Source organism: Desulfovirgula thermocuniculi DSM 16036 (genome assembly GCF_000429345.1).
GTDB classification, from domain to species: domain Bacteria; phylum Bacillota; class Desulfotomaculia; order Desulfotomaculales; family Desulfovirgulaceae; genus Desulfovirgula; species Desulfovirgula thermocuniculi.
Window position 1 is genome coordinate 1 of sequence record NZ_AUBR01000076.1, and the last position, 11,245, is coordinate 11,245.

The 11,245-nt window shown below is 67.2% G+C and carries 17 protein-coding genes and 1 pseudogene; all 18 read left to right on the forward strand.

Going from position 1 to position 11,245, the window contains the following annotated elements; all coding sequences use genetic code 11:
- Positions 1 to 380, forward strand: a pseudogene (locus tag G454_RS21835) (hypothetical protein); the annotation flags it as partial.
- Between the two features lie 113 nt (positions 381 to 493).
- Entirely contained in the window at positions 494 to 694 is a 201-nt protein-coding gene (locus G454_RS21555) for a hypothetical protein (protein WP_027719152.1), read from the forward strand.
- The gene (locus G454_RS0113610; RefSeq protein ID WP_027719043.1) at positions 684 to 941 is read left to right on the forward strand and encodes a hypothetical protein; all 258 of its coding nucleotides are present in this window, start codon (positions 684 to 686) and stop codon (positions 939 to 941) included. The genes G454_RS21555 and G454_RS0113610 overlap by 11 nt, the downstream gene beginning before the upstream one ends.
- Entirely contained in the window at positions 919 to 1,155 is a 237-nt protein-coding gene (locus G454_RS0113615; protein ID WP_156896807.1) for a hypothetical protein, read from the forward strand. The genes G454_RS0113610 and G454_RS0113615 overlap by 23 nt, the downstream gene beginning before the upstream one ends.
- A 92-nt stretch (positions 1,156 to 1,247) precedes the next feature.
- A complete protein-coding gene (locus tag G454_RS21560) occupies positions 1,248 to 1,547 on the forward strand; it encodes a hypothetical protein (RefSeq protein WP_156896808.1) in 300 nt (99 codons plus the stop codon).
- Positions 1,548 to 1,979: 432 nt separating this feature from the next.
- Entirely contained in the window at positions 1,980 to 2,984 is a 1,005-nt protein-coding gene (locus tag G454_RS0113625; RefSeq protein WP_035107926.1) for a ParM/StbA family protein, read from the forward strand.
- Between the two features lie 31 nt (positions 2,985 to 3,015).
- Positions 3,016 to 3,285: a hypothetical protein gene (locus G454_RS21840; protein ID WP_027719047.1), complete on the forward strand. Its 270-nt coding sequence runs from the start codon at positions 3,016 to 3,018 to the stop codon at positions 3,283 to 3,285.
- 115 nt (positions 3,286 to 3,400) lie between these two features.
- A complete protein-coding gene (gene dnaN / locus G454_RS0113635; RefSeq protein WP_169719368.1) occupies positions 3,401 to 4,540 on the forward strand; it encodes a DNA polymerase III subunit beta in 1,140 nt (379 codons plus the stop codon).
- 35 nt (positions 4,541 to 4,575) lie between these two features.
- On the forward strand, positions 4,576 to 4,881 hold the full coding sequence (locus G454_RS0113640; RefSeq protein WP_027719049.1) for a hypothetical protein: 306 nt from the start codon (positions 4,576 to 4,578) through the stop codon (positions 4,879 to 4,881).
- A gap of 32 nt (positions 4,882 to 4,913) precedes the next feature.
- Positions 4,914 to 5,474: a ParB/RepB/Spo0J family partition protein gene (locus G454_RS19305; protein ID WP_051276451.1), complete on the forward strand. Its 561-nt coding sequence runs from the start codon at positions 4,914 to 4,916 to the stop codon at positions 5,472 to 5,474.
- 43 nt (positions 5,475 to 5,517) lie between these two features.
- On the forward strand, positions 5,518 to 5,709 hold the full coding sequence (locus G454_RS19310; protein WP_035107928.1) for a hypothetical protein: 192 nt from the start codon (positions 5,518 to 5,520) through the stop codon (positions 5,707 to 5,709).
- Positions 5,710 to 5,762: 53 nt separating this feature from the next.
- Positions 5,763 to 6,026 carry a hypothetical protein gene (locus G454_RS0113650; RefSeq protein ID WP_027719050.1) on the forward strand — a complete coding sequence of 88 codons (264 nt, stop codon included), beginning with the start codon at positions 5,763 to 5,765 and terminating at the stop codon, positions 6,024 to 6,026.
- A gap of 5 nt (positions 6,027 to 6,031) precedes the next feature.
- Positions 6,032 to 6,706, forward strand: coding sequence for a metal-dependent hydrolase (locus G454_RS20550; protein WP_245574420.1), 675 nt, complete (start codon positions 6,032 to 6,034; stop codon positions 6,704 to 6,706).
- 7 nt (positions 6,707 to 6,713) lie between these two features.
- Complete coding sequence (locus G454_RS0113660; protein WP_027719051.1) at positions 6,714 to 7,790, forward strand: hypothetical protein; 1,077 nt, start codon at positions 6,714 to 6,716, stop codon at positions 7,788 to 7,790.
- Positions 7,791 to 7,796: 6 nt separating this feature from the next.
- A complete protein-coding gene (locus G454_RS0113665; RefSeq protein WP_027719052.1) occupies positions 7,797 to 8,630 on the forward strand; it encodes a hypothetical protein in 834 nt (277 codons plus the stop codon).
- An 82-nt stretch (positions 8,631 to 8,712) separates the two neighbouring features.
- On the forward strand, positions 8,713 to 10,152 hold the full coding sequence (locus G454_RS19320; protein WP_245574421.1) for a ParB/RepB/Spo0J family partition protein: 1,440 nt from the start codon (positions 8,713 to 8,715) through the stop codon (positions 10,150 to 10,152).
- Positions 10,133 to 10,555: a hypothetical protein gene (locus tag G454_RS0113675; protein WP_027719053.1), complete on the forward strand. Its 423-nt coding sequence runs from the start codon at positions 10,133 to 10,135 to the stop codon at positions 10,553 to 10,555. Before G454_RS19320 ends, G454_RS0113675 begins: the two co-directional genes overlap by 20 nt.
- Positions 10,556 to 10,587: 32 nt before the next feature.
- Positions 10,588 to 11,245 (forward strand): type IV secretory system conjugative DNA transfer family protein (locus G454_RS0113680; protein WP_027719054.1); only part of this gene is annotated, 658 nt, incomplete at its 3' end.

The following is an 11,245-nucleotide window of genomic DNA, read 5'->3' on the forward strand; positions in this document are numbered from 1 at the left end:
CCACGCCCGGCGCCAAGGGCGAGTTCAACCCGCGCACAGGGGAAATAAGGTTGGACCCCACGCTGGATGAGGGCCTTCGGACCAAGGTGCTTCTGCACGAAGTGGCCCACGGACTGGCCTACAGGCTGGGGTTAGATGGAACGCAGTTCTATCTGACCCTGGGCCGGAAGGTGGCCTACCAGCGCGGGGAGGCCATCGCGGAAGGGGCCGCCTACATCGCCGCGGCCCACTTCGGGATGGACACCAGCGACTACACCTTCGAGTACGTAGCCGACTGGGTGCGGGACGCGGAAAAGCTCCTGGAGTGGGGGGAGGCGGTGCAGAAGGTGGCCCGGGCGCTGATAGAGTTGGTGGAGAACGCGGGGGAGAAGGCCGCGTAGGCTTTTCTCTCCCGCTTCTTTTCCGGGCCACTCTCCCCAGGCCCGCCTTTTCCCTGAAAAAACTTCCCGGAAAGGAGGGAGGCGGGCCAGGGGGAGAGGCCCGCCGCGAGAAGATGAAAGGCATATCCAAGAGGGTGCTTGAGCACGCTTTGAATTTGCCACCCCGTCGGGGGCGCAAACCGGGAGAGGATCTAGTGCACGCCTTGGAGGCCGTGCCTCCGGAGCAACGTCAGGAGGCCGTGAAGGCCCTGGAAAAAGCTTGGCAGGCCCTCTGGCAGGGCACGGCGGAGGGGGGTGCGCGGCGTGAGGATTGAGACCGTATGCATCAGGGGCCAGGACGCCCGCAGGTTCTTCCGCTGGGGGGCCTGCGGGTACTGCAGGAAGCCCGCTCGCCAGTGGGCGGGGAACCGGGAGCGCATCGAAGCCCACGCCGCCTACGACCGGGAGGGAAATATGCTGGGTTTTCTCTGCCCGGACTGCGCGGCAGGGTTAAAAGAAGCCCTGGAAAAACTGGGCGTAGCGGAAGGGAGTGGGCGCAATGGCGAAACTCAAAATGTATGAAACCGCCACCCACCGCTACGTGCCCGCCGGAAAGGACGTGTGGGGCCAGCAGGTGTGGGCAGCTTATTTAAAGCTGCCCGGCGGTGAAGTCCTTGCGGGCTACCGCTACAGGCGCACCGCGAAGGACTTCGCCCGCCTGCGGAAGCTGTACGGCCCGCGCACCCCGCTGGCCCGGTGGGAGGAGTGCCCGCCGGAGTTGGTGGCCACGGGGTAGACGGAGCTGGGAGAGAGGATCGATGGAGCGGCCGGAAGCAGGCGCTTTTGCCAGGCTTTCACATTTTTAGAGTTCAAAGGAGGGTTAAAAACGTGAGAAAGCAAGGCTTCTGCGAGGGGTGCAATTATTATCGAGAGGATCCGGATCGCGGATGGGGGCCGCCCAACTGCCTCATCCGCGCCTGCATCGCTGGGGAGAACCCTGGCTACGGCGTAGTGGATCCCTGCCCGTACTGGGAGAGGAGATCCAGAAAAGATCCGCCCTGCTACCGGGAGAAGGAGAGCGGAGAATGGTGGTGCGTGTTCGACCACTCCGCCTGCGCATGGAACGATGGCGGCGGAACGTGCCTCCACGAACACCCCACCAGCCCCGCGCCGTTAAAGACCGCTTGAGAGAGGTCCGGAAAGGGGCGGTAGGAGCCTCTTAGGCCCTTACGGGCATAGGAGGAGGTGACAATATAGAGAGGCGGTTCTGCGCCGTGTGCGGGAGGCCCGGCCTCCTGCACCTACTTAACGAAGAGGGACTCTGCAGCTACTGTCAGAAAAGGAAGTGGCTGGCGGAGGTGGATCCGCGAGAGTTAGTCGGCCGCCGCGTGCGGCGCAACGCCGCCTGGGGGCCGACCAGGGAGGCATACGAAATCATTGACGCCCGTCGGAATCGCCGCCGACCGACTGAAATCATGGTCCGGCTAGCGGGATACAAGGGATGGTTCTATTTGAGCAAGTTGTACCTGCTCGACTAGGGGTTGCCCGAGTGGGGTGTTAGATACCCCACTCGGGCCGCCTTTTTTTTGTGTGAGTCACACATCGAACGGGGGATCGGTGATGTCGGCCAAAGTCATTGCCTGCGACGTCGGCTACGGCTTCGTAAAAGCGGTTTCCGATACCGGAAGCCGTGTCGTCTTCCCCAGCTTGGTGGCCCCGGACAGGGGCGACTCGCTGGGGGTGGGGGACCTCTTCGGCCGCCCGCCCGGCCACACCGTCTCCCTGCGCCCGCCGGGGGGAGGGGCGGAGTCCTACCTCGTGGGCGAGGCCGCCCGGGCCAGCTTCCTCGCCTCGGGCTTCCTCGGTGCGGAGAAGCCCGCGGAGATGCACGACGTCCTGCTGCTGGCCGCGTGCTACCTCGCCGGGGCGGGAAGCGAGGGCCACCTGCCTGGCCAGGTGCCCAGGCTGGCGGTGGGCCTCCCCCTGGCGCTCTACCGCCCCCAGAGGGACGCCCTCCGCGAGAGGCTGTCCCGGCTGGCGGCGTGGGCGTCGGTGGACGGCGGCCCCGAGAGGTACTTCTCCTTCCGCGAGGTGCGGGTGTACCCGCAGGGCGTGGGCGTGGTGTTCGCCCAGGACGGCCTGCCGGGGCACGGGTTCGCCGGAATAATCGACGTCGGCCACCTCACCGTCGACTACCTGCTGGTCGACCTGGAGGCGGGGCGGCCCGTCCCCGAGGCCTCCGGCAGCCTCGAGGTGGGGTGCCACCTGCTCGCCAAGGAGGTGGCCCGCGCGTTCCGGGAGGCGGCGGGCGAGCCACTGCCGCACCGCCTGGAAGGGTACGTGCTCCGCGCGGCGGCCGAGGGCCGCCCGGTGGGGTACCGCGGCCGCGAGCTCGACCTCTCGCGAGCGTACAGGGAGGCCGCCGCGGAGGTCGCTACCGCCGTGTCCAAGCAGGTGCTCTCGGCCTGGGCGGACTGGGCCAAGTTCATCACGCTGACCCTGCTGGCCGGGGGAGGCGCCCTGGCGCTCGGCGCCGAACTGGCCCGCTCCCTCCCCAGCGCCCGGGTGGTGGACGACCCGACGTTCGCCAACGCCCTGGGGTTCCTGCGGATGGCGTCGCGATGAGGCGCGGCGCTGAAAGGGTAGGTGGGTTTCCGTGCCCCTCTACAGGGTGGCCTTCAGGGTGCCGCCGGACGTGGCGGTGGTGCTGGACGCTCAAGGCGACCTGCCCTCCTTCGTGTCGCGGGCCGTTACCTGGTACGCCCGCTTCGGTGCGCCGTGCCTGGAGAAACTGGACGCGCTGCTGGCGAGGCTGGAAGCGCTGGAGGGGGTACTGTCACGTCCCAGGGCGGATCCCAGCGCAGGTTCCGGGGACATTGGCGGGCCGGGGTTTGACCCGGAGGACTTCCTGGCCGCGCTGGGGTAGGCGTCTGGCGAACGCGGCAGGCGGCACGGGATTCCTTTCCGACCTGCTGGTATCGGAGAAGGCGATGGCTTGTTTTGCTATCAACCAAAAGAGTCGGCGGAAGGGGGAAAACACCGTGGAGTTGGCAATCGAGAGGAAAAATCTCATGGAGATCGCCGAAGCCGCCCAGAGGGTGGCGGCGAAAAACTCGCCCCAACCCGCGTTCTCGCACCTGCTACTGGAGGCCCGCGGCGGCACGTTACTGGCCACCGCATCCGACGGCGAGGTCTGGCTGAGGGTGGCGGCCCCCGCTGAAGTGGCCGGGGAGGGGGCGGCCGCCCCGCCCGCCCACCTGCTTGCGGGTTTGGTGCGCAGGCTGCCGGACGGCCCCGTGGGGTTGCGCTCGGGGCCGGACGGCGCGACGCTCCGCGTCGCCTACGGGTCCTCCGGGGCGGCGTTACGCGGCCTCGACCCGGAGGTATACCCGCCGTTTCCAGAACGCACCGGTGGCGAAACCCGCTTCTCCGTGGACGGTGGCACCCTCGGAAAGGCGTTGCGGCGGGTGCTCTTCGCCGCGTCCACGGATCCGGCCAGGCCCGCGTTCAACGGGGTGCTGTTCCGCCCTGTGGGCGACGGACTGCGGCTGGTGGCCACGGACACCTTCCGGCTGGCCGAGTGCCGCCTGGCCACTAATGGGGGCGGCCCCGCGGAGGGGGCGGACGCCGTAGTGCCGCTCAGGGCCCTCAGGGAGGTCCAGAGGCTCGCCAGCGGGGGCGTGGAGGGCGCGGTCGAGGCCGCCATCGGCGACGGCTACATCCACTTCCTCCTGCCGGGCGGCGCGGAACTATACGCGCGCCTGATCGCCGCCCGGTTCCCCAACTACGAAGAGGTGATCCCCTCGGGCTCCACCACCGCGGCCCGGCTCGGCGCCGGGGAACTGCTGGCCGCGGCGGAGAGGGCCGGGATGCTGGTTGAAAACGACCCGCTGTCGCCGCCGCTGGTGGCCCTCTCGTTTGGGGAGGGGAGGTGCACCGTCGCCGCCCGCACCCAGACCGGGGAACTGAGGGAAGAGTTGCGGGCTACCGTGGAGGGCGAACCCGTGGAAGTGTGGTTCAACTGGCGGTGGCTGGCCGAGGGCCTGCGCGCGGTCGGGGATGGTGGCATCTTCCTCGGCCTCAACGGGCCGCTCGGAGCCGCGGTCTTCCGGCCGGAGGGCAGGGAAGAAGGCCAGGCCTATACCTATGTGTTGTTGCCGACGAAGCCGCCGGGAGAATAGGCGAGAGTCTTGTTCTGAAAGCGGGGAGACCGCCCATGAGGAAGGATTGTGACTGCGCCTGCTGTGTCTACTTCGACCCCGAGAGCGCGTCCTGCCTGGTCGCCGAGGCCGCCCCGGGGGTCGCACATGGCGCCAGGAGCGGCCCCTGCAGGTACTTCTCCGACGCGGGGGGCGAAGGCGCGCCGTGCCTCCGCGTGCGGGAGTGTGACAGGTGGTGGTGCGTGTCCGAGCGCGCGGACTGCCCCTGGAACGACGAGGAGTGCGGTTGCGTGCACCCCCACCCGGATAGTCCCGTGCCGCTACTGGAGCCGGAGGAGGGCGATCGCTGGGATCGTCGGTAGAGGTAAAACCTGGTGGAAAGGAGAGTGTTGTTGTGTGGAGCGAGGTTCCCATCGAGCTTTTGAAACCGCACTCGAAGAACGGGGAGTACTTTTCCCGGCCGTCGCCGGAAAAGTATTATGAGGAAATAAAGCGGAGCATAGCGACGGAAGGCATCCGCGACTCGCTGAAGGTGACTCCCGATTACACGGCGATCGCCGGCCACCTGCGGTTGGAGATCGCGAAGGAGCTCGGCTTCGAAAAGGTGCCCGTGCAGATCGTGGACGGCGACCCCGAGTACCTGGAGTACCTGCTCATAGCCGACAACGAGGAGAGGCGCTATTGCGACGATCCCATCAAGAAAGCAAAGCGGGCGGAATTTTTGAAGCGGTATTGGGGGGTGCGACAGGGTGACGATAGGCGATCAAAGGAGAAAAATTCTCCTTTGAAAACGCTGGATGATGTTGCCAGAGAAGTTGGAGAAGATGTAATTAATTTCAAGAAACTTCTCAAACTCAACGACCTAATTCCTAAACTTCAGCATTTGGTTTCCCAGGGAAAGTTGGGTACCACGGCAACTTACCAAAAAATCCGCCGCTTTCATCCCCAGGCTTAAAAGCCGGGGCCTTCAGCGGCGGATTTTTTTTGGTAAAGGGAGGGTGGCGCTCTGCAATCACCAGCTCGAGAAGCTGAAAGCGGTTGCTGGGCGCAATAGCAAGGTGCTCTCCGGTATCATCGAGAGCTTCCACATGATCTTTAAGGCACTCGAGGAAGCGCGGGCGGAAAAGGAAGCACAGGCCTTGAGGCTCTTCCTGAAACGCCTCCTTACGGCTCTGGCCAACACGCTCTGAGGCCCGGTAGCGCTACTGGGGTTTCTTCTTTTTTTTCTCGGGAGGTGCCCGCTATGCTCTTCCGCAACATCACCTCGGTGGTGGCGGTGTACGCGGTGTTCCTCGGCGTGGCCCGCTATGTCCTGCCCTGGCCGAAGCTGTGCTCGTTCGCCTTCCTCGCCCTGCCGGGGATACTGTGGTTCCTGTGCGACGCCGCGGACGCCGCTGGCCCGGTGCCAGACAAAAAGCGTGTCGCGGCCGTCGTAGCGGGCTTTGCGGCAGCGTTGGCCGCCACGGCGTGGTTCGCCGTTGCGGCGGCCCTGAAAGGGGGTGGGTAGGCGTGATGGCCACGACGCACGCCCTCGGCGGGGCGGCCGCCGCGCTCCTGGCGGCGGGGGCGCTACCCGCGGGCGCCGCGCCGGCGTGGCTCGCCGCCGGGGCCGGCGCGCTGGGCGGCCTCCTGCCCGACGTCGACCACCCCGGCAGTTTCCTGGGGAAGAGGGTGCCGCTGGTGTCCGACGCCGTGCACGCCCTCTTCGGCCACCGGGGGGCGACGCACGGCCTCCTGGCCGCGGCGGCCTTCTCCTTGGCCTCGTGGTGGGCCGCCGCGCGCCTGCTCGCCGCGTTGCCCCCGGGGGTTGCGGGCGGTGCCGCCCCGTGGGGGTTGGCCCTCTGCTTCCTCGCGGGGTACCTGAGCCACCTGTTGCTGGACATGCTCAACCCGCAGCCCGTGCCGCTGCTGTGGCCCCGGCCGCGGAGGTTCCGGTTGCCCGTGCCCCCGGTGGTGGTCACGGGCGACGCCCTCGAGGCGTGGCTGGTGAGGCCGCTCCTCCTTCTGGCGGTCCTGTGGATGGGTTGGAGTCACGCGGTAGACGTGGCCAGCGCGATCCCCTCGCCCGGGGACGGTAGAGGCCTTTCCGGTGCCGTCGGGGAGGGTGCGGGGCACTTCGCCACCGACCTCCGCAGGGCGCTGGCAGGACTGTTGCGGGCCGTCGCGAGAGCAATCGAGGGGAGTTGAGAGCACGATGCGCTTTCTGAACGAACTGCTAGCTTCCTTTGGCCTCAAGGACAAGGGTGACCCCAGGGAGTACTTCAAAGTCATGCCCGCCAACGACTACGAGTACGACTGGAAGGCCGCGCGGGAGTTCCCGTGCCGCCTGCTGGGGCCGAAGAGACGCGCGGGCACGCCGCGGCTCTCCCCGGCGCTGTCGTACCGCTTCCTGGCCCACGTCTCGGGCGGCAAGGTGACGCTCTACTTCGGCTGTCCGCCCGGGGAAGCCGGGGCGGTGAGGAGCGCCTTTGCGGGGGTGTACCCCAAAGTGTCCCTGTCGCCCGCGGCCAGCCCCGTGACTTCGTGGGAGGGCGGGGCGGCGGCCGAACTCTACGCCAGGGGCGGGCCGTGGCTACCGCTGGCACGGCTCGACGGCAAGCCGTCCTCGCTGGCGGCCGCCCTGTCGGCCCTGGGGGCGGGCAAGCACGCCGCGCACGAGGCGGTACTCGACGTGTGCTTCTGGGCGCGCCCGACCGATGAAGTCCTTGCGCGGGCCGAGCGCGAGGCGGCAAAGCTCTCCGGCATGCTCCCGGGGGGCGGCTCCCTCGCGGAGTTGGCGGCACAGGTGAAGGAAGCCCTGAGTTCGCCCGCCCTCGGCGGCAAGAACAGCGGGGGGCACTCTGCCAGCAAGAGTAGTGCTGTGCAAAAGTACAAGGAACTCAAGGTCCTCCGCCCCTCGCAATTGGCACTAGCGGAAGAGATCCGGGACAGGTTCCGCCCGCCCGAGCGCGCTTTCGAGGTCACGGTGAGGGTGGCCGCGCGGGGCGGCCCGCCGGGCGCCGCCGAGCAGGCCGTAAAAGACGCCATGGCAAACCTGAGGGGGCTGGGCGGCCACAACCGCCTCGAGATGTCGGGCCGCTTCGCCCCCGACCAGCGCGTGGCCGCCGGGCTGGCCGGGGAAAGGTTGCTGATGAACAGTTCCGAACTAGCGTGCCTGCTCGCCATACCCGGCCCGGACACGTCCGCGTGGCCCTACCTGGAGCGGGACGTGGCGCGCACCGTGGCGCCGCCGCCGTGGATGCTCGGTAAGGAAGAAACGGAAAGGAGTTGATGGGAAGTGGAGAAGAGGGTGACCGTGGAAGACCTCGCCCCTTACATGGGAGGCACTGTGAGGCCCGTCGTGCGCGGCCCGTGGAGCGTCCAGACGGAAGGGGCGGGAGAAGAGGTCCGCCGGCCTCCCGAACCCCAAGCGCGGGACGGAGGGAGGGAAGAAATAGGCGCTCCCGGAACCGGCACGCTGGGCGACGGCCTCGAGGAGGAGTTGGCCCGCGAGTTGGAAGAGATGCTCGAGGTCCTGCCGGAGGGATCCGCGGTTTCTCGCCTGACGCTCAACCACGGGGCGGGCACGTTCGACTTTCCCGACGGCAGGGCGGAAAACTCCATCGAGGGTTTCCTGGCGAAGGTGGAGCCGCGCCGCACGAGGTTCGAGGATGGCAGGGTGGCCTGCCTCAGCCGCGACGGGAAGGTGGGCAGGCTGGCCGACATGAAGACGGAAATTTCCTGCGAGGAGTGCCGCAGGTGCCCCCTCTCGGCCCGCGTGTACTTCGTGCCCTCCGACCTTTCCCGCGAACTCTGGTACTTCGATATGCCTTCGTCCCAACTGGGTAGCCTCGTCAGGTACGTCAACTCCGTTGCGTACGGGAAGGGGGGCGAGGGGAAAGCCGGGACGCACCCCTGCCGGGTGGTGACCCGCGTGCGGCTGGAGAAACGCGAGGGGCGCCGCGCCGCCAGGCTCGTCTTCGAGAAAGTGCGGGACGCTTCCGACGAAGAGGTGCGGGAGGCCCGCTCCGCGTTCAAGGAACTCTACCCGCTGGCCATCGAGGGCGGAACGGGGCCTGCAGGCGGTTCCCCCAGCAATAACGCGGGCGGCTTGGACAGCGTGGAGTTTTGAGCGAACAAGACGACCTCCGGGAAACCCGGATGATTCGGCCGGGTTTCTTCTTTTTTTTTGGAGGTGGTTTTCGTTGGTCACTGTGGTTCCCATCGATCTTCTCAAGCCGCACCCGAAGAATGCGGAGTTCTTTCCTGATCCGTTGCCTGACACCATCAGGCAGGAGATGCTGGAAGACATCCGGAAGAACGGCATCGCGACCCCGCTGATCCTGGCCCGCGATCACACCATCCTTGCCGGGCACCAGAGGTGGGAAATAGCGAGGGAACTGGGCTTTTCCCATGTCCCGGCAATTATCAGGGATATTGACCCCGACTCGCCCGAGGCCGTGGCCCTGCTCATCAAGGATAACCTGCTGAGGCGCCAGCTAAGCGACATGCAGGTGGCTAGGCTTATTCGGGTGTTGAAGGAGCAGTACGGGGTCAGGCGCGGCAACAACCAGTATTCCCAGTTTTTAGGTGGTGCTTCGGCAAAAGTTGCCGAAGCGACCGGATTGTCTGAAAGAACGATAAGACAGCTTGACAAGCTCAACGACCTCATCCCGGAACTCCAATCCCTGGTGGCTTCCGGTAAACTGGGCACCACGGCGGCCTACGAACTAGCCTTCCTTTCCCCGGAGACGCAGAAAAGGCTGTATGAGGTCCTGGGGGAGGAAGTTGCCGCACTCAAGCAGGCCGAGGCGAAGGAACTCCGGCGGAGGATCGAGGCGGAGGTCAGGGCGGAGGCCGAGAGGCAGGCCGCGGAACTGCGGCAGGCCCTGGCGAGGTTGGAGGAGGAAAAGCGCGGGGCCGAAGCCAGGGAGAGAGAGTTGGCTACGGAACTTGCCCGCCTGAAGGGGCAAGGTGACGGAGAGGATCTGGCCCGCGAACTGGAGGGGGTCCGCGCCGAAAAGGCCCGCCTGGAGGGAGAGGTGGAGGCGTTGAAGCGCCAGCTCCGGGAGTTTGCCTCCCGGCCCCCGCAGGCGGTGGAGAAGGTGGTGTACAGGCCCGATCCCGCCCTGGAGGCGGAACTAGAGGCGGTGAGGGAAGAGAGCGCCAGGCGCGGGCGCGAGAACGAACTCCTCCTGGAGCGGGTCAGGAGTATGGCGGCCGAGAAGGAAAAACTCGAACTCCGGGTCAGGGAACTGCTCTCCAGGCTGAGGGAGGCGGAGGCCAGGGAAGAGGCCGCCAGGCGGCAGGTTTCCCAAAAAGAGGAGCGAGAGACCGGAGGCGGGGCGGAGCGCGGAGAGTTCCTCCGGCTGGTCAGGAGGGCCAGGGAAGCGGCGGTGGAGCTGTCCGAGGCGGCGAACGCCCTGGTGGGCCGCTACGGGGACGCGTTGCGTGCGGTACCCGCGGCCGGCGGCGCGGACCTCCGCGGCACGGCAGAGGCCGTCGAAGGGGCAGCTTCGCTGAGCCTCCTGGAGGCGGCGCTGAGGCTGGCCGTGGCCCGTGCGGCGCAGGTCCTTGAAGTCATGGAAGGCAAAAAGCCGCTCCTGAAGGTCCTCAAAGGGGGAGGCGAGGAAGGTGGCAAGGAGAAGAGGTAGACTTTCGGGAGACGCCGAACTCCTGCTCGGCCTCGTGGCCAACCGCTATCCGGAAGGAGTCCCGGTATCCGAGGCGGCTTTAATCATCTACGGGAAGGACTCGCCGGAAGCCAGGGCGAGGACCTACCGCCTGGCCAGGAGCCTGCGCGACGTGGGCCACATGGTGTACGCCATCGGCCGCGCCTACCACCTGTGCAACGGGGATCCAGAGAAGTTGCTCCGCGTCGGCCAACTAAAAGAGGGGCCGGTGTTCGGCGGCGTTGACGGCTTTCTCAAGGTGTTGGACGGCATAGCCGAGGCGCTGGAGGCCGTGCCCGGCGCGGTGGAGGAGGCGCTGGTGGAAGAGCTGAAAGCCAGGGCGAGGACGAAGCTGGAGGCGGCACTAAGAAAACTGGCTAGCTGAGGAGAGGCAGGCGATCACCCGTGTCTGCCCCCATGTCTGGCAAGCAGCGCGTAAGGCTGGGGTTCTCCGACCACCCAGAGCGCCTGGGAGCGCCCATCTGGCTCCCCCTGGAGCAGTTCACCACGCATGCCTTCCTCTGCGGCAAGACGGGCAGCGGCAAGACGGTCACGCTGCTCAACTGGTGCCTGTCGCTGGCCGAGGCGCTGGAGCACTGCCCCGACACCGCCGCGGGGTTCACCTTCATCGACCCCCACGGGGACGCGGTGAGCGACCTCCTCGCCAGGTTGCCCGAGGGGGTGGCCGACCGCGTGCACGTGCTCCACTTCCGGGACACCGACCGGCCGCGGGGCTTCAACCTGCTCGAGGCGCCGCCGGGCATGGAGGAGCAGGCCGTGGGCGCGTTCGTGGACATGCTCCGCGACCTCTTCCCCGCCGGGGTCGGATACCGCATGGAGCACATCCTCAAGAACGCACTGCTCACCCTGGCGCGGGTGGGCGGGCAGACCGTCCTCTCCCTGGAGCCGCTGCTGTCCAGCGAGCAGGTGCGGGCGGCCACCCTGCCCAGGGTCGCGAACGACCCCGTGCTCAGGAGCTTCTGGGAGCACCAGTTCCCGGCGTTCGCCAAGCGGGCGGTGGAGACCCTCGCCCCGATATGGAACAAACTGGGGGCCTTTGCGGCTTACCCCCGCG